We start from the raw sequence: 25403 nt of genomic DNA, 5'->3' as shown, positions 1-25403 counted from the left end.
TCGACCCGGCGCGCAGTTTAGCCCAAGGTTTCACGCCCGAATGCTGGCGTAGACCCGGGGTTGTCCGAAAGCTCGCGGGCCAGCGCTTCACTCACCAAAGCACGCAAAACGGCCTCGATTTCACGGCGCAGACCGGGGATCATCGTGTCGAGGTGCTGCTGAACGGCAGCTGACACGGCATCGCTCACGCGCTCCTCGAGCGACAGGTCGACGCGCTGCAGCACGCGGTGCAGCAATTGTTCTTCGAGGCGGAAGGCTTCGGCCTCGGACAGCTGGGCTTCGGGGCTCAGCGCGACGGCCTGCGAGGGCTCGGTCACGGTCGCCTCGGTGGCGAAGGACACGGGCGGCGCCTCGGCAGCCGTTGCCTCCGGCGCCGCCGGCTCGAGCACCGTCGTCAGCGTGGGCACGAAGCGCGGCGGTGTCCGCGGGGCGCCGGTCATGCGTTCGTCCCACCCGCGTAGGCATGGGTGCGGATCGCGTAGCCGCGATCCTTGTAGTGCCGCCAGCGGGCGCGGCCGGCCTGGCGGTCGGCGTCGTCGCTGCCGACGATGTCGATCAGCCGCTCGAAGCGTTCGAAGCGCGCGGGCAGCTCGGCGCCGAGATTGACGAGGATCGGCCGGTCGGGCAGCGCGCTGGCGGCGCTGTCCGCCAGCACCACCGGCGAACGCTCGACGATGAAAGCCGCATCATCGCTGCGGCAGTGGGCGACGAAGTCGGTCGGCGAGAGCTTCCACAAGGCCATGTCGATCGTCTCCAGCAAAGCCGCGTCCGCCACCACCACCAGCCGCGCGCCATGCGCGCTCACCGCCTTGCGCAACAGCCGGCAGGCATAGCCCACCTTGTCGGGCATGTTGTAGTGGCCGTCGATCTCGGTCACTTGCGTGACCGCGGCTTGGCGGCCTTCGGCGTCTTGGCGGGCGCCGCCTTGGCGGCCTGGGCCAGCAGATAGCTCAGCAGCAGGCCCACCGGGCGGCCGGTGGAGCCCTTGGCGGCACCGCTCTTCCACGCCGTGCCGGCGATGTCCAGGTGCGCCCAGGGGTAGTCGCCGGCGAAGCGCTGCAGGAACTTGGCCGCAGTGACGGCACCACCGGCACGCCCGGCCACGTTGGCGACATCGGCGAAATGGGTCTTGAGCCCTTCGGCATAGTCGTCGTCGAGCGGCATCCGCCAGCAGCGGTCCTGCGACGCCTCGCCGGCCGCCTCGAGGGCACCGGACAGGGCGTCATCGCTCGAGAACAGCCCGCTGCGCACGCCGCCCAGGGCCACCACGCAGGCGCCGGTGAGGGTGGCGATGTCGATCACCGCCGCCGGCCCGAAGCGCTTGGCGTAGGTCAGCGCATCGCACAGGATCAGGCGCCCCTCGGCGTCGGTGTTGAGCACCTCGATGGTCTGGCCGCTCATGCTGGTGACGACGTCGCCCGGCTTCAGCGCCCGGCCGTCGTTCATGTTCTCGCACGAGGGCACCAGCCCGATCACGTTGATCGCGGGCTGGATGTCGCCGAGGGCGCGGAACACGCCCAGCACGCTGGCCGCTCCGCACATGTCGAACTTCATCTCATCCATCTCCGCCGCCGGCTTGAGCGAGACGCCGCCGGTGTCGAAGGTGATGCCCTTGCCGACCAGCACCACGGGTGCCTGGTCCTTGGGGGCGCCGTGGTAGCGCAGCACGATGAAGCGCAGCGGCTCGGCCGAGCCTTGCGAGACCGCGGCGAAGGCGCCCATGCCGAGCTTGGCCACTTCCTTCGGGCCCAGCACCTCGCACTTCAGGTTCGGCAGTTCGGCCAGTTCCTTCGCGGCATCGGCCAGCATCGTGGGGGTGCAGTAGTTTCCGGGCCGGTTGCCCCATTCCTTGGCCAGCTCGACCCCGGCGACCGTCGCGGTGGCCCGGTCGAAGGCCTCGCGCAACGCGGCCGCCTCCGGCACGCCCACGGTCAACTGGCGGATCGTGCGCGGTTCGGCCTTGGACTTGGTCTCGGTGTAGACATAGCTGGCGTCGGCCGAGGCCAGCACCGCGCTGGCCAGGCTTGCGGCGTCGGGCGCGCCGGCAAAGACGATCGCCACGCGCTTCGGGCTGGCGCCCTTGGCGGCGTTGACGGCCGCGAGGACGGCGGTCCGGACCGCAGGCGCGCCGCCGTCCCCCACCGCCGCCAGCAGCACGCGCGCTGCCGCGATGCCGGTCGGCCGGTACAGCGCGAGCAGCTTGCCGGCCTTGTCGGGCAGGTCGCCGGCCTTGCGGGCCTCGGCCGCCAGGGTGGAGAGCGCGTCTTTGGCGCTGCTGGTTCCGGCGGCCACCAGCACGATGAGGACATCGGCTTTCTCAGTGGCGGCCTGGGCGATGGAGAGGGTCTTGAGTTGAAAGTCCATAATCCTTTTTTTCCCTCGACGATGTTATTCCATTCCTCTCTACGCAAGGAGCTGTCGCGCAGCTTCGGCGCCACGCTGGTGGTGCTGGTCACCATCGTGATGACGATGATGCTGATCCGCACCCTCGGACTGGCGGCCAAGGGCAGCGTGAATCCCTCCGAGGTCTTCCTGGTGATGACCTACACCGTGCTCGGCTACATGCCGACCATCCTCAGCCTCTGCCTGTTCATCTCGATCGTCGGCACGCTGTCGCGCATGTACCGCGACAGCGAGATGGTGATCTGGTTCTCGAGCGGGCGCGGCCTGGCGGACTTCCTGCGCCCGCTGTTGCGCTTCGCCTGGCCGATCCTGCTGCTGATCGCCCTGTTCTCCCTGATCGGCTGGCCCTGGGCCAATTCGCAGACCCAGAACATGCGCGAGCGCTACGAGCGGCGCAGCGACATCGAGCGTGTCGCGCCCGGTGAGTTCCGCGAATCGGCCGGCCGGCTGCGGGTCTTCTTCATCGACAAGGACGCCCCGGACAGCGCCACCGCCAGCAACGTGTTCATCTCGTCGATCGAGCGCAACCTGCGCATCGTCACCTCGGCGCGCAGCGGCCGCATGGAAGACCTGGACGGCATCCGCTACCTGATGCTGAGCAACGGCCAGCGCATCGAGGAGCCGCTGCAGCCGACCGGCATCAAGGTCAGCGAGTTCGAAACTTACGGCGCCCGGGTCGGCGGCCGCTCGGGCGACGCGCTGGACGTGACGCCGGTGCGCGCCCGCACCACGCTGACCCTGCTGCGCGACCCGAATCCGGTCAACCGCGCCGAGCTCGCCTGGCGCATCGGCCTGCTGTTCGCGGGCGCCAATTTCGTGCTGCTGGCGCTCGCGCTGTCGAGCGTCAACCCGCGCGTCGGCCGCAGCGGCAGCCTGCTGTTCGCGCTGTTCGCCTTCGTCCTCTACTTCAATCTGCTCAATCTGGGCCAGAGCTGGGTCGGGTCGGGGCGCTTCAGCGTCGGCGGCTTCCTGCTCGCGCTGCATGGCGGCGTCCTGGTGCTGGGCCTGGTCTGGCTCGCCAAGCGGCATTTCAACTGGGGCTTTCCGACGCGCCGCCGCGTCGCGGTGCGGCCTGCAACCACCTCGAACGCGTGAAAACCATCCGCCGCCTGATCTACGCGGAGGTGCTGAAGGCCGTCGCCTTCGTCGCCCTGGGCTTCCTGAGCCTGTTCTTCTTCTTCGACTTCGTCGACGAACTGCAGTCCATCGGCAAGCCCGATTCGCTCGGCTACGGGGCGCCCCAGGCGCTGCTCTACGTGGCGCTGCTGATTCCCAGCCACCTCTACGAACTGCTGCCGATCGCAGTGCTGATCGGCACCATCTTCGTCATGGCCCGGCTGGCGCAGAGTTCCGAGTACACGATCCTTCGCACCAGCGGCCTCGGCCCCTGGCGGGCCCTGCGCACGCTGCTGCTGCTCGGGGCCGCCTTCGTGGTGCTGACCTTCGCGGTCGGCGACTACGTGGCGCCCGCGTCGGACCGCACGGCCCAGCTGCTCAAGGCCCGCTACCAGGGCCCGCTCGCACTGATCGGCAATACCGGCGCCTGGCTCAAGGAGCGCCAGGGCGACACCTCCTTCGCGGTCAACGTGGTCTCGATGGGGCGCAACGGCATCCTGAAGGATCCCCGGATCCTCGAATTCGACGGCAAGGGCTTCCTGGTGTCGCAGACCTCCGCGCCGGGCGCCAAGGTCGACCGCGGACACTGGACCCTGGTCAACGCCGAGCGCCAGGTGTATGAAACCCGTGGCCCCGGCGCGCCGCGCATCGTGCGCACCACCGTGCCGGTGCTCGAGTGGCCGACGTCGCTCAGCAACGAGATGGTGTCGGTGGCGCTGCTGCGCCCGGACCGCATGCGCACGCTCGACCTGTTCGACTACATCCGCCACCTCGACGCCAACGGCCAGACCGCGCAGCGCTACGAGATCGAATTCTGGCGCAAGGTCTTCTATCCCCTGTCCTGCCTGGTGATGATCGTGCTGGCCCTGCCCTTCGCCTACCTGCACTTCCGGCAGGCCGGCATCACCACCTACATGTTCGGCGGGGTGATGATCGGCATCAGCTTCTTCCTGCTGAACAACGTCTTCGGCTACCTCGGCAATCTCGGCAACTGGTGGCCATGGATCACCGCGGCGGCCCCCGGCCTGATCTATTCCGTGATGTCGCTCGGCGCCTTCAGCTGGCTGGTGCTGAGACGCTAGCGACCAGGGCCGCCATGCAGACACCCCTGGGCATCGTGCTGTTCGCGCACGGTTCGCGCGACGAACGCTGGCGCGCGCCGGTGGAGGCGGTGGCGCGCCAGGTGGCCGCGCTCGACCCCACGGCCCGGGTCGCCTGCGCCTACCTCGAACTGGTCGCGCCCGACCTGCGCACCGCGGCACAGGCGCTGGTGGCCGCCGGCGCCCGGCGGATCCGGATCGTGCCGCTGTTCCTGGGCATGGGCCGGCATGTCCGCGAAGACCTGCCGGCGCTGGTCGACGAACTGCAGGCGCTGCATCCGGACGTCGCGTTTTCGCTACGCCCAGCCGTCGGCGAAGACCCCGAAGTGATCGCCCTGCTGGCGCTGAAAGCACTCGAATTCTGAACTTGCGGTGATTTTCATAGACTGAGAAGGCATAATGAATCCGAAAATAATACGGAATCCGTTATGAATCTCCATCAGTTCAAGTTCGTTCAGGAAGCCGTCAGGCGCAACCTGAACCTGACCGAGGCTGCCAAGGCGCTCCACACCTCGCAGCCGGGCGTCTCGAAGGCGATCATCGAGCTCGAGGAAGAACTCGGCGTCGAGATCTTCGCCCGCCACGGCAAGCGCCTGAAGCGCGTCACCGAACCCGGCCAGCATGTGCTCGCCAGCATCGAGCTCATCATGCGCGAGGTCGGCAACCTCAAGCGCATCGGCGAGCAGTTCAGCGCCCAGGACAGCGGTACCCTGTCGATCGCCACCACCCACACGCAGGCCCGCTACGTGCTGCCGGTGCCGGTCGCGAAACTGCGCGAAGCCTATCCGAAGGTCAACGTGAGCCTGCACCAGGGCTCGCCGGACCAGGTGGCGCGGATGGTGATCGACGAGGTGGCCGAGATCGGCATCGCCACCGAGTCGCTGGCCGACTACACCGAGCTCGTGACCATGCCCTGCTACGAATGGCAGCACGTGCTGGTGCTGCCGCAGGGCCATCCGCTGGCGGACAAGGAGCGCATCTCGCTCGAGGACCTGGCCCACGAGCCGATCATCACCTACCACCCGTCGTTCACCGGGCGCACCCGCATCGACCACGCCTTCGCGCAGAAGAAGCTGACCCCGCGCATCGCGCTCGAGGCGATCGACTCCGACGTCATCAAGACCTACGTGCGGCTCGGGCTGGGCGTCGGCATCGTGGCCGAGATGGCGGTGCGCGACGACACCAACGCTGACCTGGTGGTGCGGCCGATGGGCCACATCTTCGGCATCAACATCGCCCGCGTCGCCTTCAAGCGCAGCGCCTACCTGCGCAACTTCGTCTTCAAATTCGCCGAGCTGCTCTCCGACCGGCTCGATCGCAACCTGATCGCCAAGGCCTTGAGCGGTCAACACCAGGACTACGAACTGTGAGCCGAGCGACCGTCCGCACCCCCGAAGTGCAAACCAAGCTGCCCGCCGTGGGCACGACGATCTTCACCGTGATGTCGGCGCTGGCGGCCGAGAAGAACGCGGTGAACCTCGGCCAGGGCTTTCCCGATTTCAACTGCGACCCGCAACTGCTGCAGGCCGTGACCGACGCCATGGCGGCGGGCCACAACCAGTACCCGCCGATGCCCGGCATCCTGCCGCTGCGCGAGGCGATCGCGGCCAAGATGGCGGCGCTGTACGGCCACCGCTACGACCCGCAGAGCGAGATCACCGTGACCGCCGGCGCCACCCAGGCCATCATCACGGCGATCCTGGCCGTGGTCCGGCCGGGCGACGAGGTGATCGTGCTGGAGCCCTGCTACGACAGCTACGTGCCGAACATCGACCTGGCTGGCGGCACCGTGGTGCGCGTGCCGCTCACGCCGGGCAGCTTCCGTCCCGACTTCGCGAAGATCGCCGCGGCGCTCACGCCGCGCACCCGCGCCATCATCGTCAACACGCCGCACAACCCGAGCGCCACGGTCTGGACCGAGGCCGAGATGCGCCAGCTCGAAGCGCTGCTGGCGCCGACCGAGGTGCTGGTGATCAGCGACGAGGTCTACGAGCACATGGTCTACGCCGGTGCCCGCCACGAGAGCGCGGCGCGCTTCCCGGGCCTGGCGGCGCGCAGCTTCATCGTCAGCAGCTTCGGCAAGACCTACCACGTGACCGGCTGGAAGGTCGGCTACGTGGCGGCGCCGGCCGCGCTCAGCGCCGAGTTCCGCAAGGTGCACCAGTTCAACGTCTTCACGGTCAACACGCCGATGCAGCACGCGCTGTCCGGCTACATGGCCGATCCCGCCCCGTACCTGGAACTGCCGGCCTTCTACCAGCGCAAGCGCGACCTGTTCGCCGAGGGCCTGGCGAAGACGCGCTTCAGGCTGCTGCCCAGCGCCGGCACCTATTTCCAGTGCGTCGACATCAGCGAGGTCAGCGCGCTCGGCGAAGCGGATTTCTGCCAATGGCTCACGCGCGAGATCGGCGTGGCGGCAATCCCGCTGTCGGCCTTCTACGGCGACGGCTTCGACCAGCGCGTGGTGCGCTTCTGCTTCGCCAAGAAGGACGAAACGCTGCAGATGGCGATCGAGCGATTGGCCCGGCTCTGACACGAACGCAAGGCGAGTCCTGACCGCGGGAGAGCGCCGCTTCCCGCGATCGATTCGACGCGGGAGGCGGACCATGAGGGCTTCAAACACAAGCCCTAGGAGAAGTCCATGTCCCTCTCGTTGATTCTGCTGATCGTCCTGATCCTGCTGCTGGTGGGCGCGCTGCCGAGCTGGGGCTACAGCCGCAGCTGGGGCTACGGGCCCAGCGGGGGTCTGGGCCTGGTGCTGCTGGTGGTGATCGTGCTGCTGCTGATGGGGCGGATATAGCCCTTGGCGCCTGCCGCAAGGACAGCCCGCTTCGGCGGGCTTTTTGTTGTCGGCCCGGGAAGGCTCAATGCCCCAGCTGCGCCCACAGCTTGTCCAGCCGCTTCACGCTCACCGGCTGCGGCGTGCGCAGCTCCTGGGCGAAGAAGCTCACGCGCAACTCTTCCAGCAGCCAGCGGAATTCGCTCATGCGCTCGTCGGCCGCGCCCTTGCGCTCGGCCAGCAGGCGCCAGTAGCGCTGCTCCTGGGGCCGCAGTTCGGCCAGCCGCTGGGCATCGCGCGCCGGGTCGGCGCGCAGCTTGTCGAGCCGCAGGGTGATCGCCTTCAGGTAGCGCGCGAAGTGCTGCAGCCGCGGCCAGGGCGTGTCGGCGATGAAGCGCTTGCCCACCAGCCGCTGCAGCTGCTGGGTGGCGTCGGCGGTGGCCTCGGGCTGGACCTTGGTGTCCTTGATCTTGCGCAGCGCCAGCCCGTACTCGACCAGGATCGTGCCCGCCAGCCGGGCCACCTCGTTGGCGATCAGCGTCAGGCGCCCGCGCCCCTCCTCCAGCCGCCGCTTGAAAGCGAACTCGTCGGTCGGCAGCGGCTCCTGCAGGAAGGCGCGGTCGATCGCCACTTCGATGATCTGCGCCCGCAGTTCTTCGGCAGTGCCGAGCGGCATGTAGGCGACCGCCATCTTCTGCAGGTCGGGGATGTTCTTCTCGAGGTACTTCAGGGCGTCCTTGAGCTGCAGGGCGAACAGCCGCCGCAGGCCCGCGCGGTGCTTGGCGGCGGCCACGGCGGGCTCGTCGAAGACCTCGATGGTCACCGCGTCGCTGCCGTCGAGCAGCGCCGGGAAGCCGATCAGCGATTGCGCGCCGCGCCGCACTTCCATCAGTTCGGGCAGTTCGCCGAAGGTCCAGGCGCTGTAGCGCTGGCCGGCCGGCAGGGCCGGCGGCGCCGGCGCCTCGACCGCGGCCTTCGCTGCGGGCCGGGCCTGGGCCCCCGCCCCGGCCTGGGGCGGCTGCGGGGCAGCGCGCACGTTGAGTCCGGCCAGGGCCTGGAAGGCACCGCGCGCCTGCGTGCCCAGCTCGGCCTTCAGGGCGCCGAGGTTGCGCCCCATGCCGAGCTGGCGGCCATGCTCGTCGACCACCCGCAGGTTCATGAAGAGGTGCGGCGGCAGCATGTCCAGCTTGAAGTCGGCACGCTTGACGTCCAGGCTGGTCTGGTCGCGCACCTGCTTCAGGAGCGCGTCGGTCAGCGACCCGTGGCCGAAGACCTCGGGCGCCGACAGCATCTCGGTGAAGCGCGCCGCCGATTCGGGCAGCGGCACCAGCCGCGCGCGCGGCTTCTGCGGCAGGCTCTTCAGCAGCGCCTGGATCTTGTCCTTCAGCATGCCGCTGACCAGCCACTCGCAGCGTTCGTCGCTGACCTGGTTCAGCACGAACAGCGGCACGCTGACGGTCAGCCCGTCCTTGGCATCGCCCGGCTCGTGCAGGTAGGTCGCCGCGCAATCGACGCCGCCCAGCCGCACGGTCGGCGGAAAGGATTGGGTCGTGATGCCGGCCGCCTGGTGGCGCATCAGCTCCTCGCGCGTCAGGTAGAGCAGCCGCGGCTCTTCGCGCGACTGGCCGCGGTACCAGTTCTCGAACGTGACGCCGCTCGACACGTCGGCCGGCAGCTGGGCGTCGTAGAAGGCGTAGATCAGCTCGTCGTCGACCAGCACGTCCTGCCGGCGCGACTTGTGCTCCAGGCCCTCGACCTCGCGCACCAGCTTGCGATTGGCCGCCAGGAAGGGCAGCTTGCTTTCCCACTGCCCGCCGACCAGCGCCTCGCGGATGAAGATCTCGCGCGCCGCGACCGGATCGACCTTGCTGAAGTCGACCCGGCGCCCGCTGTAGACCACGAGGCCGTAGAGCGTGGCGCGCTCGAGCGCCGCAACCTGGGCGCCCTTCTTTTCCCAGTGTGGGTCGAGCAGCTGCTTCTTCAGCAGATGGCCCGCCACCTGTTCAAGCCACTGCGGCTCGATGTTGGCGATGCCGCGGCCGAACAGCCGCGTGGTCTCGACCAGCTCGGAGGCGACGATCCAGCGGCCCGGCTTCTTCTTCAGGTGGGCGCCTGGATGGCGGTAGAACTTGATGCCGCGCGCGCCCAGGTAGGCCTCGTCGTCCTCCAGCTTCCAGCCGATGTTGCCGAGCAGCCCCGAGAGCATCGACAGGTGCAACGGCTCGTAGCCGGCCGGCAGCGTGTTGATGCGCCACTTGTGCTCGGTCACCACCGTGAGCAGCTGCGAGTGGATGTCACGCCACTCGCGCACGCGGCGGATGTTGATGAAGTTCTGCCGCAGCAGCTGCTCGTACTGCCGGTTCGAGAGCTTGTGAGTGTCTCCATGCCCGCCGCGCGCATCCAGGATCCACTTCCACAGCCGCAGGTAGCCGCTGAATTCGCTCTTCTCGTCGTCGAACTTCGAATGCGCCTGGTCGGCCTGCTGCTGCATCTCCATCGGCCGGTCGCGCACGTCCTGCACCGACAGGGCGCTGGCGATCACCAGCACCTCCTCGAGCGCGCCGCGCGTGCGGGCCTCGACGATCATGCGGGCGACCCGCGGGTCGAGCGGCAGCCGGGCCAGCTCGGCGCCCATCGGCGTCAGCTCGTTGGCGTCGTCGACCGCGCCGAGTTCGTTGAGCAGCTGGTAGCCGTCGGCGATCGCGCGCCGCTGCGGCGCTTCCAGGAACGGAAAGCGCTCGACATCGCCCAGGTGCAGCGACTTCATGCGCAGGATCACGCCGGCCAGCGAGGAGCGCAGGATTTCCGGGTCGGTGAAGCGCGGCCGGCCCTCGAAATCCTTCTCGTCGTAGAGCCGGATGCAGATGCCGTTGGCGACCCGCCCGCAGCGCCCCGCGCGCTGGTTGGCGGCCGCCTGGCTGATCGGCTCGACCAGCAGCTGCTCGACCTTGCTGCGGAACGAATAGCGCTTGACCCGCGCCGTGCCGGTGTCGATCACGTAGCGGATGCCGGGCACGGTCAGCGAGGTCTCGGCCACGTTGGTGGCCAGCACGATGCGCCGGCCGCTGTGGCTGTCGAAGATGCGTTCCTGCTCGGCCTGCGACAGCCGCGCGAACAGCGGCAGCACCTCGGCGCTGCGCATCAGCGGCTGGTGGCTGAGATGCTTGCGCAGATGATCGGCCGCCTCGCGGATCTCGCGCTCGCCGGGCAGGAAGACCAGGATGTCGCCGGCGTTGTGCGGGTCACGCCAGAGCTCGTCGACGCCGTCGGCGATGGCGTCGCTGAGATCGTGGTCACGCGACTCCTCGAACGGGCGATAGCGCTGCTCGACCGGGAAGGTGCGCCCCGAGACCATGATCGTCGGTGCCGGCCCCTTCGCGGACGCGAAATGCTGCGCGAATCGATCCGCGTCGATGGTCGCCGAGGTCACGATCACCTTCAGGTCCGGCCGCCGCGGCAGGATCTCGCGCAGGTAGCCGAGCAGGAAGTCGATGTTCAGCGAGCGCTCGTGCGCCTCGTCGATGATGATCGTGTCGTAGGCCTTGAGCAGCGGGTCGGTCTGGGTCTCGGCCAGCAGGATGCCGTCGGTCATGAGCTTGACCGAGGCGTCGCGCGACAGCCGGTCCTGGAACCGCACCTTGTAGCCGACCACCTCGCCCAGCGGCGTCTTCAGCTCCTCGGCGATGCGCTTGGCGACCGAGGTGGCGGCGATCCGGCGCGGCTGGGTGTGGCCGATCAGCCGGCCCTTGCCCGGCGGCGCGTTCAGCTTGCCGCGGCCCAGTTCGAGCACGATCTTGGGCAGCTGCGTGGTCTTGCCCGACCCGGTCTCGCCGCAGACGATGACGACCTGGTGCGCCTCGATGGCGGCCCTGATTTCGTCGCGCCGGGCCGACACCGGCAGGGACTCGGGGAATTCGATGGCGAGCGGCGGCGCCGGTCGACGGGGAGCGGGGGGATGGGAACTCATGAACAGGCGGATTATCTCATCTCACAGGTTCACGTGCTACACTTGTTTCCGTGATCGCCTGCGGGCATCCGAGGAACCGCCATGACCAACCTGACCATCGCCATCGACGAAACGATCGTGCGCAAGGCGCGCATCCGCGCCATCAACGAAGGCACCTCCGTGAGCGCCCGGGTGCGCGAGTTCCTGTCGGACTACGCACAGGGCAACGACCGCCAGCAGATCGCCGGCGAGGCCTTCATTGCGGCGGCACGGCGCAGCAAGGCCAACAGCGAAGGCGCCGCCTGGACGCGCGAAGACGCCCACGACCGGCCCTACCCGTCGCCCGGCGCCGCATGAACGTCTTCTTCGATACCAACGTGCTGGTGTACGCGGTCGATGCCGGCGACCCGGCGCGGCGGGAAATCGCCATCGACCGCTTCGCCAGGGCGGTCAAGGACGACGCCGTCCTGCTCAGCACGCAGGTGCTGCAGGAGTTCTACAACATCACGACCCGCAAGCTGAAACCGCCTCTGAGCCCGCGCGAGGCCGCGAGCCAGCTCGGCCAGCTGGCCGCCTTCCAGGTCATCGGCGCCACGGCCGAAAGCGTGCTGGCTGCGACCGAGCTGGTGCAGAAGCACCGGCTCCAGTGGTGGGATGCGCTGATCCTCGAAGCCGCGCTGCGCGGCAACGCCGACGTGCTGGTGTCGCAGGACGGCCAGCACGGCCAGCGCTTCGGCAAGCTTGTCGTCGAGAATCCGTTCTCGACGACCTGACACACGCCTCATTCACAGTCCCTTCATGTCCACCGTCTTCAACTTCACCTTCGTCCCCTGGTTCCGCTCGGTCGCGCCCTATATCCACATGCATCGCGGCAAGACCTTCGTGGTCGCGCTGGCCGGCGAGGCGATCGCCGCCGGCAAGCTGGCCAGCATCGCCCAGGACCTGGCGCTGATCCAGAGCATGGGCGTCAAGGTCGTGCTGGTGCACGGCTTCCGGCCCCAGGTCAACGAGCAGCTGCGCGCCAAGGGCCACGAGGCGAAGTACTCGCACGGCATCCGCATCACCGACGAGGTGGCGCTCGACTGCGCCCAGGAGGCGGCCGGCCAGCTGCGCTACGAGATCGAGGCCGCCTTCAGCCAGGGCCTGCCCAACACGCCGATGGCCGGCTCGACCATCCGCGTGATCTCCGGCAACTTCATCACCGCCCGGCCGGTCGGCGTGGTCGACGGCGTCGACTTCCAGCATTCGGGCCTGGTGCGCAAGGTCGATGCCGCCGGCATCCGCCGCGCGCTCGACTTCGGCTCGATGGTGCTGATGTCGCCGTTCGGCTTCTCGCCCACCGGCGAGGCCTTCAACCTCACGATGGAAGAAGTCGCCACCAGCGTGGCGATCTCGATCCAGGCGGACAAGCTGATCTTCCTGACCGAGGTGCCCGGCATCGCCCAGGACCCGGCCCTGCCGATCAGCGAGGACAACCCCATCGACACCGAGCTGCCCCTCGACGCCGCCCGCAAGCTGCTGGCGGCGCTGCCGCCGGCCCAGCGCCCGACCGACACCGCCTTCTACCTGCAGCACTGCGTGAAGGCCTGCGAGGCCGGGATCGAGCGCAACCACATCCTGCCCTTCTCGGTCGACGGCTCCCTGCTGCTCGAGGTCTACGTGCACGACGGCATCGGCACCATGGTGATCGACGAAAAGCTCGAATCGCTGCGCGAGGCCACCGCCGACGACATCGGCGGCATCCTGCAGCTGATCGAGCCCTTCGAGCGCGACGGCACGCTGGTCAAGCGCAGCCGCACCGAGATCGAGCGCGACATCGACCAGTACACGGTGATCGAGCACGACGGCGTGATCTTCGGCTGCGCCGCGCTCTACCCCTATCCCGAAGCCCGGACCGCCGAGATGGCCGCGCTGACCGTGTCCCCGCAGTCGCAGGCCCAGGGCGACGGCGAACGCATCCTGAAGCGGGTCGAGCAGCGCGCCAAGGCGTCGGGGCTGGACAGCATCTTCGTGCTCACCACCCGCACCATGCACTGGTTCCTCAAGCGCGGCTTCCAGCAGGTCAACCCCGACTGGCTGCCCGAGGCCCGCAAGCGCAAATACAACTGGGACCGCAAGAGCCAGGTGCTGGTGAAGAAGCTGTAACGCGATAATCGAGGCCCATGAATCCCCTGCTCGCCAAACTGCAGCCCTACCCCTTCGAGCGGCTGCGACAACTGTTCGCCGGCGTCACCCCGAACCCCGAATTCGCCCCGATCAGCCTCGGCATCGGCGAACCCAAGCACCCGACGCCGGCCTTCATCCAGGACGCGCTGGCCGCCGGCATGGGGGCCCTGGCGACCTACCCGGCCACCGCCGGCGACCTGCCGCTGCGCCAGTCGTTCACCGGCTGGCTGGCGCGGCGCTACGGCCTGGCGCTCGACCCGGCCACCCAGGTGCTGCCGGTCAACGGCTCGCGCGAGGCCCTGTTCGCGCTGGCCCAGACCGTGGTCGACGCCAGCCGGACGCCGGCGCCGGTGGTGCTGTCGCCCAATCCGTTCTATCAGATCTACGAAGGCGCGGCGCTGCTCTCGGGCGCCGAACCGTACTACGTGCCCAGCGTGCCGGCGCGCAATTTCGCGGTCGACTGGGACAGCGTGCCGGACGCGGTCTGGGCCCGCACGCAACTGGTCTTCGTCTGCTCGCCCGGCAATCCGACCGGTGCCGTGATGCCGATCGGCGAATGGGAAAAGCTCTTTGCGCTGTCCGACCGGCACGGTTTCGTGATCGCGGCCGACGAGTGCTACAGCGAGATCTACTTCCGCGACGAGCCCCCGCTCGGCGGCCTCGAGGCCGCCGCCAGGCTGGGCCGCGGCGACTTCCGCAACCTGATCGCCCTGACCTCGCTGTCCAAACGCAGCAACGTGCCGGGCCTGCGCAGCGGCTTCGTGGCCGGCGACGCCACGATCATCAAGTCCTTCCTGCTCTATCGCACGTACCACGGCAGCGCCATGAGCGGCACCGTGGCCGCCGCCAGCATCGCGGCCTGGAACGACGAACTCCACGTGGTCGACAACCGCGCTCAGTACCGCGCCAAGTTCGCCGCCGTGACGCCGCTGCTCGAGCCGGTGCTCGATGTCCGCCTGCCCGACGCCAGCTTCTACCTCTGGGCCGGCATCCCGCCTTCGTGGCAGGGCGACGACGCCGGCTTCGCCCGGGCGCTCTACGCTCAATACAATGTGACGGTGCTGCCCGGCAGCTACCTCGCGCGCGAGGCTGGCGGCGCCAACCCGGGCCGCGGCCGCATCCGCATGGCGCTGGTCGCCGACACGGCCGAATGCACCGAGGCCGCGAAACGCATCGTGAACTTCATCCAGAACTGAGCTCTTCCATGACCCAACAACTCCAGCAGACCATCGACGCCGCGTGGGAAGACCGCGCCAACATCTCCGCCGCCAGCGCTTCCAAGGAAGTGCGCGACGCCGTCGACCACGTGATCGCCGAACTCAACAACGGCCACCTGCGCGTCGCCACCCGCGAAGCCGTCGGCCAGTGGACCGTGCACCAGTGGATCAAGAAGGCCGTGCTGCTGTCCTTCCGCCTCAAGGACAACGAACAGATCCAGGCCGGCGCACTGGGCTTCTACGACAAGGTGCCGACCAAGTTCTCGCACCTGTCGGCCAACGAGCTCAAGGAAGCCGGCGTGCGCATCGTGCCGCCGGCCGTGGCGCGCCGCGGCAGCTACATCGCCAAGGGCGCGATCCTGATGCCCTCCTACGTCAACATCGGCGCCTACGTCGGCGAAGGCACCATGGTCGACACCTGGGCCACGGTTGGCTCCTGCGCCCAGATCGGCGCCAACGTGCACCTGTCGGGTGGCGTCGGCATCGGCGGCGTGCTCGAGCCGCTGCAGGCCGGCCCGACCATCATCGAGGACAACTGCTTCATCGGCGCCCGCTCCGAGGTGGTCGAGGGCGTGATCGTCGAAGAGAACTCGGTGCTGTCGATGGGCGTCTTCATCGGCCAGAGCACCCCGATCTACGACCGCGCCACCGACACCGTCAGCTTCGGCCGCGTGCCGGCCGGTTCGGTGGTGGTCGCAGGCACGCTGCCCAAGCCGGGCGGCAAGTACAGCACCTACGCCGCCATCATCATGAAGAAGGTCGACGCCAAGACGCGCTCGTCGACGTCGCTGAACGACCTGCTGCGCGACTGAAATCCCGGGCCGCCTGAGGGGGCGGGCCCTTCGAGCCACCGATCCAGAACCACAACGCCGAGGAGAGAGAGCCGATGAACACGATGGAGCGCATTCTTCGTCTGATGGCCGAGCGCAAGGCTTCGGACATCTACCTTTCGGCCAACTCCCCGGCCCTGATCCGGATCAACGGCAACTGCATGCCGATCAACGCCCAGGTGCTGCCGCCCGAGGCGCCGCTCAGCCTGCTTTCCGAAGTGGTGCACGAGAACCGCATCGCCGAGCTGGAGCGCACCGGCGAGCTCAACATGGCGATCGCGCTCGAAGGCTCGGGCAACTTCCGCATCAGCGCCATGCGCCAGCGCGGCAGCTACGCGGTGGTGGTGCGCCACATCGCCTCGACCATCCCGAGCTTCGAGGATCTCAACCTGCCCGAGATCCTCAAGACCCTGGTGATGGAGAAGCGCGGCCTGATCCTCATGGTCGGCTCGACCGGCGCCGGCAAGAGCACCACGCTGGCCTCGATGCTCGACTACCGCAACGAGAACGCCACCGGCCACATCCTGACGGTCGAGGAGCCGATCGAATTCACCTTCACCAACAAGAAGTCGATGGTGAACCAGCGCGACGTCGGCAGCGACACCCAGTCGCTGCAGATCGCGCTCAAGAACGCGCTGCGCCAGGCGCCCGACGTGATCCAGATCGGCGAGATCCGCGACCGCGAGACCATGACCGCCGCGATCGCCTATGCGCAGTCGGGCCACTTGTGCGTCGCCACGCTGCACGCCAACAACAGCTACCGGGCGCTGAACCGGATCCTGAGCTTCTACCCGGTGGAAGTGCGCGCCACGCTGCTGGGCGATCTCGGCGGCGCGCTGCGCGCCATCGTGGCCCAGCGCCTGCTGCGCACGCCCAATGGCGCCCGCGTGCCGGCCCTCGAAGTGCTGCTGAACACCGCGCTGGTGGCCGAATTGATCGGCAAGGGCGACTTCTCGGCCGTCAAGGAAGCGATGGAGCAATCGATGGCCGAAGGCTCCCAGACCTTCGAGGAAGACATCGCCCGGCTCATCACCGAGGACCTGGTGACGCGCGAGGAAGGCCTGTCCCAGGCCGATTCGCCGACCAATCTCATGTGGCGCCTGCAGAACCGCAAGGCGCCGCCCGCCCGCAACGAAGAACGCTCCCTCCTCGACCAGGTCGAGGAGCCCACCTTCACGGACATCACGCTCGACGTGCGGTCCTGACCCACCTGCTCCCTCGATGTCCCGAACGCTCCAGCTCGCCGAACAACTGATCTCCCGCCCCTCGGTCACGCCCGACGACGGCGGCTGCCAGCAGATCCTCGGCGAGCGCCTGGCGCGGCTCGGCTTCCGGCTCGAGACCATCGAAAGCGGCCCGGCCGACTTCCGCGTCACCAACCTGTGGGCGGTGCGCCCCGGCAGCGGCGACCGGCCCAAGACCATGGCCTTCGCCGGCCACACCGACGTCGTGCCGACCGGCCCGATCGAGCAGTGGAGCAGCCACCCGTTCACCCCGACCCACCGGGACGGCCGCCTGTACGGCCGCGGCGCCTGCGACATGAAGACTTCGCTGGCCGCCTTCGTGGTCGCCATCGAGGAATTCCTGTCCGCCACGCCCAGCCCGCGCCTCACCCTGGCGCTGCTCCTCACCAGCGACGAGGAAGGCCCCGGCGTCGATGGCACGGTGGTGGTCTGCAACCATCTGGCCGCGCGCGGCGAGGCGATCGACTACTGCATCGTCGGCGAGCCGACCTCGGTCGAGCGCTGCGGCGACATGATCAAGAACGGCCGCCGCGGCACCATGAGCGGCCGGCTCACGGTCCACGGCGTGCAGGGCCACATCGCCTACCCGCACCTGGCGAAGAACCCGGTGCATGCCTTCGCGCCGGCGCTGGCCGAACTGGTCGCGCTCAACGCGGCCGGCGGCTGGGACGCCGGCAACGATCATTTCCAGCCGACCAGCTGGCAGATCAGCAACATCCATGCGGGCACCGGCGCCAGCAATGTGATCCCGGGCGCGGCCGTGATCGATTTCAACTTCCGCTTCTCGACCGAATCGACCCCCGAGTCGCTGCAGCAGCGCGTGGCCTCGGTGCTCGACGCCCACGGCCTCGACCACCAGCTGGCCTGGACGGTCGGCGGCCTGCCCTTCCTCACGGTGCCCGGCGCGCTGGTCGAAGCGGTGCAACAGGCGATCCGCGACGAGACCGGCCTCCAGACCGAGCTGTCGACCAGCGGCGGCACCAGCGACGCGCGCTTCATCGCCAAGATCTGCCGCCAGGTGGTCGAACTCGGCCCGGTCAACGCCAGCATTCACAAGATCGACGAGCACATCGCGGTGGCCGACATCGAGCCGCTCAAGAACATCTACCGCCGCACGCTCGAACGGCTCGAAGCGCTGGCGACATGAGCACCGTCATTGCCTTGATCGAGGCCGGTGCCAAGCAGCTGGCCGACGCCGGCGTGGCCTTCGGCCACGGCACCGACAACGCCTTCGACGAAGCGGTCTGGCTGGTGCTATGGCGCCTGGGCCTGCCGCTGGACGAACTCGACGCGGTGGCCGAGCAGGCGGTATCGCCCGCCGATGCGGCGCGCATCGGCGAGCTGTTCGCGCAGCGCATCGCCACCCGCAAGCCGGCCGCCTACCTGACCCGGGAGGCCTGGCTGCAGGGCGTGCCCTTCTACGTCGACGAACGCGCCATCGTGCCGCGCAGCTTCATCGCCGAACTGATCGCCGACGGTTCCATCGACTACTGGCTCGGCGACCACACCCGGTGCGTGCTCGACCTGTGCACCGGCAACGGCAGCCTGGCGATCCTCGCCGCCCTGACCTATCCGGAGGTCAGCGTGGACGCGGCCGACCTGTCGCTCGAGGCGCTCGAAGTGGCGGCGATCAACGTCAGCCGGCACCAGCTCGACGCCCGCGTCAGGCTGGTCCATTCCGATGGCCTGGCCGAAGTGCCCGGCCCGTACGACCTGGTGCTGTGCAACCCGCCCTACGTCAACAGCGCGAGCATGGCCGCGCTGCCGGCCGAATACCGGGCCGAACCCGAGCTGGCGCTGGCCGGCGGCAGCGACGGCATGGACTTCGTGCGGCGGTTGTTCGCCGACGCGCCGTCGCGCATGAGCGCGCAGGCCGTGCTGGTGCTCGAGATCGGCAACGAGCGCGCCCATTTCGAGGCCGCCTTCGGGCAGCTCGAAGTGGTCTGGCTCGAAAGCTCGGCCGGCGAGGACCAGGTCCTGCTCGTGACCCGCGAGGCCCTGCTGGCGGCCGCCGGCCAGCCTTAGCGACGCCCGTCTTCCGCCGCCTTCCTGCAGCTTCGGCTGCGCCCCTTGCATCGGGCGATGCCCCCTCGCGCCAGGCCGCCTGGCCGCGCACGGGATAATCGCCCCTACGGTCCCCTATCCATGATCACTCTCAGAAACGTCATTCTTCGCCGCAGCGCCAAGGTCCTGCTCGACGGCGCCACCGTCACCCTCAACCCGGGCGAGAAGGTCGGCCTGGTGGGGCGCAACGGCGCCGGCAAGTCCACCTTGTTCGCCCTGCTCAACGGCACGCTGCACGAGGACGGCGGCGATTTTTCCGTGCCCAGGCACTGGCGCATGGCGCAGGTGGCGCAGAACATGCCCGAGACCGACGAATCGGCGACCGAATTCGTGGTCGGCGGCGACACCCGCCTCGGCGAGCTGCGGGCGGCGCTGGCGGCCATCGAAGCCGCCTACGAAGCCAACCCGGACGACCCCGACATCGGCATGGAGCTGGCCCACGCCTACACCGACCTGGCGGACGCCGGCGAGCACGATGCCGTGCCGCGCGCCCAGGCACTGATCCTCGGCCTGGGCTTCAAGTCGCACGAGCTCGACGAGCCCGTCAACAGCTTCTCCGGCGGCTGGCGCATGCGGCTGCAGCTGGCACGCGCGCTGATGTGCCCGAGCGACCTGCTGCTGCTCGACGAACCCACCAACCACCTGGACCTCGACGCCCTGGTCTGGCTCGAAGCCTGGCTGCAGCGCTATGCCGGCACCATGATCGTGATCAGCCACGACCGCGAGTTCCTCGACGCCGTGACCGACGTCACCCTGCACATTGCCAACGCCCAGCTCACGCGCTACGGCGGCAACTACAGCAAGTTCGAGGACATGCGCGCGCTGCAGATGGAACAGCAGCAGGTCGCGTTCAGCAAGCAGCAGGACAAGATCGCCCACCTGCAGAAGTTCATCGACCGCTTCAAGGCCAAGGCCAGCAAGGCCAAGCAGGCGCAGAGCCGGGTCAAGGCGCTCGAGCGCATGGAACGGGTCGCGCCGCTGCTGGCCGAGGCCGACTTCACCTTCGAATTCAAGGAGCCGGGCAACATCCCGAATCCGATGCTGTCGATCAGCGACGCCAGCTTCGGCTACGAGATCGAGGACGAGCCGCCGAAGACCATCCTGCGCGGCGTGAACCGCTCGGTGCTGGCCGGCCAGCGGATCGGCATCCTGGGCGCCAACGGCCAGGGCAAGTCGACGCTGGTGAAGACCATCGCGCGCGAGATGGGCGCGCTCGCCGGCACCGTCACCGAGGGCAAGGGCCTCAACATCGGCTACTTCGCGCAGCAGGAACTCGACGTGCTGCGCCCGCAGGACAACCCGCTGGAGCACATGGTGCGGATGGCGCGCGAGCTCGGCAGCGCCGCCCGGGAAGGCACCGGCGAGCAGGCGCTGCGCGGCTTCCTCGGCAGCTTCAATTTCAGCGGCGACATGGTCAAGCAGCCGGTCGGCACCATGAGTGGCGGCGAGAAGGCGCGCCTGGTGCTGGCCATGATGGTCTGGCAGCGACCCAACCTGCTGCTGCTCGACGAGCCCACCAACCACCTGGACCTGGCCACCCGCGAGGCGCTCGCCGTGGCGCTCAACGAGTTCGAAGGCACCTTGATGCTGGTCAGCCACGACCGCGCGCTGCTGCGCTCGGTCTGCGACGAGTTCTGGCTGGTCGGCCGGGGCGTGGTCACGGACTTCGACGGCGACCTCGACGACTACCAGCGCTACCTGCTCGACGAAGCCAAGCGGCTGCGCGAGGAGGCCAAGGTGGCGACCCGCGATGCCGCGGCCGCGGTGGCGGTCGAAGCCGTCGCCCCGCCCGCCGAAGCGCCGGCGCCCAGGGCGGCCGAAGGCACCCCGTCGGGCAAGAACCAGCGCAAGCAGGACGCCCAGGACCGCCAGCAGCGCAGCGACCAGGCCAAGCCCCTGAAGCGCGAGCTGACCCAGGTCGACCAGCGCCTGGCGGCCGCCAGCAGCGAAAAGGCGGCCCTGGAAGAACGGCTGGCCCAAGCCCTGCCGGCCCCGGAGATCGCCGAGGCCGGCAAGCGACTGAAGGCGCTCGGCGACGAGATCGCGCGCCTCGAGGAGCGTTGGCTGGCGCTGTCGGACCAGCTCGAGGCCCTGGCCGCCTGATAATGGGGCGGAATGTCTTCCGCCATCGAACTCGCGCAGGGTGACCCCCAGCTGATTGCCGCCATCCGGCGCAGCCGCCGGCTGCTGGGCCGCAAGGCGATGATGGCGGCGGCCATCGGCGCGATGCCCATTCCGGGACTCGACTGGGCCGCCGACGCGGCCCTGCTGGCCCGCGTGGTGCCGCAGATCAGTACCGAATTCGGGCTTTCAGTCACCCAGGTCGAGCGACTGGCGCCGCATGAGCGCGAGCGCATCCGCAAGGCCGCGGCCACCGTCGGCGCGCTGCTGGTGGGCCGCCTGGTGACCCGCGACCTGTTGGTCGCGCTGGCGCGCCATGCCGGTGTCAAGCTGACCGCCAGCCAGGCGGCCCGCTTCGTTCCGCTGGCCGGGCAAGTGGTCTCTGCCACACTCAGTTACGCCGCCCTCCGCTCGCTGGGCGAACTGCACATCAAGGACTGCGTCCGGGTGGCGCAGGCCGTGCGGCACCAGCTGCCGCCGCCCCCGGCCGAGCGGCCGACGCCGCCCGTGCGACCCTCCAGGCTGACCAGCGCATGGAATCGACTCCGGCTGCGCTAGTACCAAAGAGTTGGAAAATTATCAATGTGAACGAGTTGTTGGCCTACGACGACAACGGATGGGAGGCTATTGCACGAGCGGGCGGATAATGAGATGACTCGCACACTTGGCGCTTGAATGCGTCGAGCGTGTGACAAAGAGGAAGTCGAGATCAAACCAAGGTCGTATCCGCGCGACTGGTTCGGAGGAGCGGGAATATGAACGAGACAGACCTCGCAGCGTCGGTCGAGAGGCTCATGGCCAGGGTCGACTACTACCTGCACTGCGAGTTGGATGAAGAGTACGACCACGACCGGCCGGACACGGCACGCAGGTTGCTGGAGGCGGCCTTGCGCCAGGAACTGCTGCGTGCCAGCGCCGTGGGCGTGGTGTCGGCGATCGCGGGCTCCCGCCACTCTGCCGCGCTGGACGGCAACGAAGCCGTGTAAGTCCCCGACCCCCCACGCAGAGCAAAGGCCGTCTTGAACGGCCTTTTTGTCGTGCGGGTTCAGTCCTCGCTCAGTCGCGATCGCCCCATCCGCGGCGTTCCTCGCGGCGTTCCTCGCGGCGTTCCTCGCGGCGTTCATGCCGCCAGTCGCGACGGTCCCAGCGGCGACCGCCATCCCATTCCGATCGATAGCTGCGGCGCCCCTCGCCGCGATACCCCGGCTCATAGTAGACGGGCGCTGGTGCGTAGGTCATCGGGGGCGCCGTGCGGTACACCGGCGCCGGCTGGTAGTACACGGGGGCTGGAGGCGCATAGACAGGCGCCGGCTGGTAATACGGCGCCGACTCGCCCGCGCCGACGACCACGCCAGGCAAGGCGATGCCCACCGACCAGTTCGTGCCAGCGCTGGCCGAAGCGGCGCCTGAGAGTGCTGCGACGGCGAGAACGCCGACCGCTGCCAACTTGACCAACACCGAGCGACCTGCATGCATTCGAATCTCCTGTGCGAGGCAACTGCCCCGTTCACAGTCAACGCGGGTGCGTCGGACGGCGTGCACCGAAGAACTGCAAAGGTGGCGTAAACGGGCGCAACTGCAGGTTGCGTTTCGCCGGGACGCTGGACGCAGCCCGCCTCCCGAAGCGAGATCCGCGAGCACACGTGGCCTACAGACAAAGTAACCCAAATGTACTAATTTTAGGTGTCATTGAAGGACGCACCTTGGATTCGAACGACCGGGCAGAGCTGGCCCGCCTGTGGGGGGCGTGGCTCGCCAGCAGGGCCAGCGCAGCCGCCGAGCGCGAGCGCCTGATCGAACAGGCGGGGGACCACCTGTGCACCGGGTGCCCGGCCCCGAGCGAGCAGGAAATCGCGGCGCTCGATGAACTGGAGTGCCGGCACCGCGCGGCGTGGGGGGCGTACTCGGCCTGCCTGCTCCGCATCTATGCCGTCGCATCCTGGGTGTCCAGGCTCGACCTCGACAAGCCCTCGGCGCCCTTGCCGCTGCAGGCGCCGGCGTCCTCGACGCGAGGCGAAGCGCCGGGCAGGCAGAATGCGCCATGAAAGCACCCCCCCGACTGCAAGCGCTCATCGACGAAGGACTGATCGACAGCGTGGTTCGCCAGCTCATGAGCGGCAAGGAAGCGATGGTCTACGTGGTGCGCTGCGGCGACGAGACACGCTGCGCCAAGATCTACAAGGAAGCCACCCAGCGCAGCTTTCGCCAGGCAGTGGACTACACCGAGAACCGCAAGGTCAAGAACACGCGCCTGCAGCGCGCGATGGCCAAGGGCACGAAATTCGGCCGGCAGGCGACCGAGGCCGCGTGGCAAAGCGCCGAAGTCGACGCCCTCTACAGGCTGGCCGCCGCCGGCGTGCGCGTGCCGCAGCCTCACAACTTCTGCGATGGCGTGCTGCTGATGGAACTGGTCGCCGACGCGCAGGGCGATGCCGCACCGCGCCTGAACGACGTGGTGTTCTCGCCCGAGGACGCCCGACTGCACCACGCGACGCTGCTGGCGGAAGTGGTTCGCATGCTGTGTGCGGGTGTGGTGCACGGCGATCTCTCGGAGTTCAACGTGCTGCTGGCCGCCGACGGCCCCGTGATCATCGACTTGCCGCAGGCGGTCGATGCCGCGGGCAACAACCACGCGCGGCGGATGCTGCTGCGTGACGTGGCGAACCTCGCCGCCTTCTTCGGTCAGGCCGCGCCCGAGTTGCTTGCCACCCGCTACGGCGAGGAGATATGGAACCTCTACGAACGCGGCGAGTTGCACCCCGGCTCGGCCCTGACGGGCACCTTCGCGCGCCCGAGCGGGCCGGTGGATCTGGGCGGCGTGCTGCGCGAGGTCGACGACGCGCGCGCCGAAGAGGCGGCCCGGCTGGTGCGGGTGGCAGCGCGCTGAGACCGATCGGCTTTGCCATGCGCCTGCGCGGCACCCTCAAGAAAAAAGCCTGCTATCTTTTCAATAGCAGGCTTTCCAGTATCTACAGGCGGTATCGTGGTAGGACGTACAAGATTCGAACTTGTGACCAACGGATTAAAAGGGCGACGATGCAGGTATATGCCTACTTACGCGAACGTATGTAAGTCTATGTCGCGTCTAAGAAAACTGGCAGTCTCGCGCTCTTCCCTCTTTGCCTAAAATATGGGCAAATATGGCTATTTTGGGTGCAACATTACCCAAATCAGCATCGCAAAGTTGCTCAACTTTTAAGCAATTCAATTCGCCAGATGCGGCGCACCACTCCCCGGAGGTAGCCCCCATGGAAGCAGATCCGAAACCCCGCGTCCTCGCCGAGATCGTCGGGCCGCGCCATTGCATCGCCGCGCAGGCGGCTATGGTTTTCCTCAACTTGAGCGAGCGGCTCGCCGAGCGCCTCGAAGGCGGCGGCATGGCGCGCGGCAACGCCGAGGAGCTTGCCAACGAGGTGACGCTCGGATTCCTGGCGAGCCTCAGTGGCGGGTCGGCTCTGATCGCCGAAGGAGTGGCGCGAGCGAACGCTGCGGCGGCAGCCGCGCCGAGGCATTGAAGGCCGGGCCGGCAAGTAGGTGAGAATCCGCCGGCCCGATGGTCGGGCGCGGAGCGGACATGCCAACCCAGATCGAGAAGCTAGAGGCGCACGCGGAGCATTTGCTGGACGCCTTCCTGGCGCTGCGCGAGCGCTACGCGATGCTCGATCCCCTGTTGTTCGATCAGGCCGTCTGCGCCGCTCGCGGCTCCGGCCGGCAGTGGCGCGGCCTGGTCGCCTTGCGCACCACCCTGTTCCTCTCCTGCGCTCAAGATATCGCGAAGCTGGCGACGGACAACGACGAGCGGGCGCCGAGCCTTTCCAACATCGCATTGGCGCTGCGGGATGAAAAGTTCGCCGCCGCGCTCAAGGCCCGCTATGCCGCGTGGGTGATTCCGTCCATCGAGAACGAGACAGATCCGGAGATCGCCGAGGCATTGCGACTGCTGGAGATCGACGAGCGCGCGGGGCGGGCGGACGAGTTCGACCGGCACCTTCGCGATCTGCTCGCCTTGGTCTCGCAACTCGCCGATTCGCCGGAAGTGAAAGCCTTCCGCACCATCCGGGACAAGGTGACGGCGCATACGGAGATCCGCTTCGTTGCCGACAAGTACCAACTTCTCGATATCCCCGCGCTCGGGCTCAAGTGGCGAGAGATCGCCCCGACCATCGCCTCCCTCCAGCAAGCGGTCGCCCTCGTTGGCATGGTCGTTCGCAATGCCGGCTTCGCTTGGGAGACGCTCGACAAGCAGCTATCCGAGATGGCCCGCGAGTTCTGGGCGCCGACGCCCGCTGAGCCGCGGGTAGCGCCTCCGCAGGCGTGATTCTCGGCGCGCCCGATGCGAGGCAGCGGCGGCCCGGAAAAACGCTATACGGGGCTTTTCTCGGAGACTTCGCGTATTCTGTGGTTCGCAATGAATCGA

At 68.4% G+C, this 25403-nt stretch carries 26 protein-coding genes; 21 read left to right on the top strand and 5 right to left on the bottom strand.

Annotation, left to right across the window (positions count from 1 at the left end; translation table 11 throughout):
- Positions 1 to 17: 17 nt before the first annotated feature.
- The 3 genes from QTI33_RS03845 to QTI33_RS03835 are packed head-to-tail and all read right to left on the bottom strand — an operon-like array spanning position 18 to position 2364.
- Positions 18 to 440: a hypothetical protein gene (locus QTI33_RS03845; protein WP_286504431.1), complete on the bottom strand. Its 423-nt coding sequence runs from the start codon at positions 438 to 440 to the stop codon at positions 18 to 20.
- Positions 437 to 877 carry a DNA polymerase III subunit chi gene (locus QTI33_RS03840; protein WP_286504430.1) on the bottom strand — a complete coding sequence of 147 codons (441 nt, stop codon included), beginning with the start codon at positions 875 to 877 and terminating at the stop codon, positions 437 to 439. The genes QTI33_RS03845 and QTI33_RS03840 overlap by 4 nt, the downstream gene beginning before the upstream one ends.
- Entirely contained in the window at positions 874 to 2364 is a 1491-nt protein-coding gene (locus QTI33_RS03835; RefSeq protein WP_286504429.1) for a leucyl aminopeptidase, read from the bottom strand. Before QTI33_RS03835 ends, QTI33_RS03840 begins: the two co-directional genes overlap by 4 nt.
- A 21-nt stretch (positions 2365 to 2385) precedes the next feature.
- On the opposite strand from QTI33_RS03835, the gene lptF reads away from it, so the two are divergent.
- From lptF to QTI33_RS03805, 6 genes are all read left to right on the top strand, one after another.
- Entirely contained in the window at positions 2386 to 3498 is a 1113-nt protein-coding gene (gene lptF, locus QTI33_RS03830; protein WP_286504428.1) for an LPS export ABC transporter permease LptF, read from the top strand.
- Positions 3495 to 4601, top strand: a complete 1107-nt coding sequence (gene lptG, locus QTI33_RS03825) for an LPS export ABC transporter permease LptG (protein WP_286504427.1) — start codon at positions 3495 to 3497, stop codon at positions 4599 to 4601. Before lptF ends, lptG begins: the two co-directional genes overlap by 4 nt.
- 14 nt (positions 4602 to 4615) lie before the next feature.
- Positions 4616 to 4984 (top strand): sirohydrochlorin chelatase, encoded by a 369-nt coding sequence (locus QTI33_RS03820; RefSeq protein WP_286504426.1) that lies wholly within the window; start codon positions 4616 to 4618, stop codon positions 4982 to 4984.
- Positions 4985 to 5047: 63 nt separating this feature from the next.
- The gene (locus QTI33_RS03815) at positions 5048 to 5989 is read left to right on the top strand and encodes a CysB family HTH-type transcriptional regulator (protein WP_286504425.1); all 942 of its coding nucleotides are present in this window, start codon (positions 5048 to 5050) and stop codon (positions 5987 to 5989) included.
- Positions 5986 to 7152, top strand: a complete 1167-nt coding sequence (locus QTI33_RS03810; RefSeq protein WP_286504424.1) for a pyridoxal phosphate-dependent aminotransferase — start codon at positions 5986 to 5988, stop codon at positions 7150 to 7152. The genes QTI33_RS03815 and QTI33_RS03810 overlap by 4 nt, the downstream gene beginning before the upstream one ends.
- A gap of 108 nt (positions 7153 to 7260) precedes the next feature.
- Positions 7261 to 7419 (top strand): DUF3309 family protein, encoded by a 159-nt coding sequence (locus QTI33_RS03805; RefSeq protein WP_214685614.1) that lies wholly within the window; start codon positions 7261 to 7263, stop codon positions 7417 to 7419.
- Positions 7420 to 7483: 64 nt separating this feature from the next.
- Here the strand turns inward: QTI33_RS03805 and hrpA are convergent, their stop codons facing one another.
- Positions 7484 to 11365, bottom strand: coding sequence for an ATP-dependent RNA helicase HrpA (gene hrpA, locus QTI33_RS03800; protein ID WP_286504422.1), 3882 nt, complete (start codon positions 11363 to 11365; stop codon positions 7484 to 7486).
- 81 nt (positions 11366 to 11446) lie between these two features.
- On the opposite strand from hrpA, the gene QTI33_RS03795 reads away from it, so the two are divergent.
- The 11 genes from QTI33_RS03795 (at position 11447) to QTI33_RS03745 (ending at position 21972) form a co-directional block, all read left to right on the top strand.
- Complete coding sequence (locus tag QTI33_RS03795) at positions 11447 to 11701, top strand: hypothetical protein (protein ID WP_286504421.1); 255 nt, start codon at positions 11447 to 11449, stop codon at positions 11699 to 11701.
- Entirely contained in the window at positions 11698 to 12117 is a 420-nt protein-coding gene (locus tag QTI33_RS03790; RefSeq protein WP_286504420.1) for a PIN domain-containing protein, read from the top strand. The genes QTI33_RS03795 and QTI33_RS03790 overlap by 4 nt, the downstream gene beginning before the upstream one ends.
- 25 nt (positions 12118 to 12142) lie before the next feature.
- Positions 12143 to 13489 (top strand): amino-acid N-acetyltransferase, encoded by a 1347-nt coding sequence (argA, locus tag QTI33_RS03785; RefSeq protein WP_286504419.1) that lies wholly within the window; start codon positions 12143 to 12145, stop codon positions 13487 to 13489.
- Between the two features lie 17 nt (positions 13490 to 13506).
- Entirely contained in the window at positions 13507 to 14706 is a 1200-nt protein-coding gene (gene dapC, locus QTI33_RS03780) for a succinyldiaminopimelate transaminase (protein WP_286504418.1), read from the top strand.
- Positions 14707 to 14714: 8 nt separating this feature from the next.
- Positions 14715 to 15539, top strand: coding sequence for a 2,3,4,5-tetrahydropyridine-2,6-dicarboxylate N-succinyltransferase (gene dapD / locus QTI33_RS03775; RefSeq protein ID WP_286504417.1), 825 nt, complete (start codon positions 14715 to 14717; stop codon positions 15537 to 15539).
- A gap of 74 nt (positions 15540 to 15613) precedes the next feature.
- Positions 15614 to 16762: a PilT/PilU family type 4a pilus ATPase gene (locus QTI33_RS03770; protein ID WP_286504416.1), complete on the top strand. Its 1149-nt coding sequence runs from the start codon at positions 15614 to 15616 to the stop codon at positions 16760 to 16762.
- A gap of 16 nt (positions 16763 to 16778) precedes the next feature.
- Positions 16779 to 17948 carry a succinyl-diaminopimelate desuccinylase gene (gene dapE, locus QTI33_RS03765; protein ID WP_286504415.1) on the top strand — a complete coding sequence of 390 codons (1170 nt, stop codon included), beginning with the start codon at positions 16779 to 16781 and terminating at the stop codon, positions 17946 to 17948.
- Entirely contained in the window at positions 17945 to 18826 is an 882-nt protein-coding gene (prmB, locus tag QTI33_RS03760) for a 50S ribosomal protein L3 N(5)-glutamine methyltransferase (RefSeq protein WP_286504414.1), read from the top strand. Before dapE ends, prmB begins: the two co-directional genes overlap by 4 nt.
- Before the next feature lie 120 nt (positions 18827 to 18946).
- Positions 18947 to 20968, top strand: a complete 2022-nt coding sequence (locus tag QTI33_RS03755; protein WP_286504413.1) for an ABC-F family ATP-binding cassette domain-containing protein — start codon at positions 18947 to 18949, stop codon at positions 20966 to 20968.
- A gap of 12 nt (positions 20969 to 20980) precedes the next feature.
- Positions 20981 to 21544: a hypothetical protein gene (locus tag QTI33_RS03750; protein WP_286504412.1), complete on the top strand. Its 564-nt coding sequence runs from the start codon at positions 20981 to 20983 to the stop codon at positions 21542 to 21544.
- Positions 21545 to 21741: 197 nt separating this feature from the next.
- On the top strand, positions 21742 to 21972 hold the full coding sequence (locus QTI33_RS03745; protein ID WP_286504411.1) for a hypothetical protein: 231 nt from the start codon (positions 21742 to 21744) through the stop codon (positions 21970 to 21972).
- 70 nt (positions 21973 to 22042) lie between these two features.
- Here the strand turns inward: QTI33_RS03745 and QTI33_RS03740 are convergent, their stop codons facing one another.
- Positions 22043 to 22462 carry a hypothetical protein gene (locus QTI33_RS03740; RefSeq protein ID WP_286504410.1) on the bottom strand — a complete coding sequence of 140 codons (420 nt, stop codon included), beginning with the start codon at positions 22460 to 22462 and terminating at the stop codon, positions 22043 to 22045.
- A gap of 227 nt (positions 22463 to 22689) precedes the next feature.
- Here QTI33_RS03740 and QTI33_RS03735 point away from each other — a divergent pair, with 227 nt between their 5' ends.
- The 4 genes from QTI33_RS03735 (at position 22690) to QTI33_RS03720 (ending at position 25304) form a co-directional block, all read left to right on the top strand.
- Positions 22690 to 23031, top strand: a complete 342-nt coding sequence (locus QTI33_RS03735; protein ID WP_286504409.1) for a hypothetical protein — start codon at positions 22690 to 22692, stop codon at positions 23029 to 23031.
- Entirely contained in the window at positions 23028 to 23873 is an 846-nt protein-coding gene (locus tag QTI33_RS03730) for a PA4780 family RIO1-like protein kinase (RefSeq protein ID WP_286504408.1), read from the top strand. Before QTI33_RS03735 ends, QTI33_RS03730 begins: the two co-directional genes overlap by 4 nt.
- 361 nt (positions 23874 to 24234) lie before the next feature.
- Positions 24235 to 24501 (top strand): hypothetical protein, encoded by a 267-nt coding sequence (locus tag QTI33_RS03725; RefSeq protein WP_286504407.1) that lies wholly within the window; start codon positions 24235 to 24237, stop codon positions 24499 to 24501.
- 59 nt (positions 24502 to 24560) lie between these two features.
- The gene (locus QTI33_RS03720; RefSeq protein WP_286504406.1) at positions 24561 to 25304 is read left to right on the top strand and encodes an AbiU2 domain-containing protein; all 744 of its coding nucleotides are present in this window, start codon (positions 24561 to 24563) and stop codon (positions 25302 to 25304) included.
- Positions 25305 to 25403 lie beyond the last annotated feature (99 nt).

Origin of the sequence: Variovorax davisae, assembly GCF_030316845.1 — a bacterium.
Lineage (GTDB): Bacteria > Pseudomonadota > Gammaproteobacteria > Burkholderiales > Burkholderiaceae_C > Variovorax > Variovorax davisae.
Note: the sequence above shows the minus strand (reverse complement) of the source record. Positions and strands in the feature narration are given on the sequence as shown.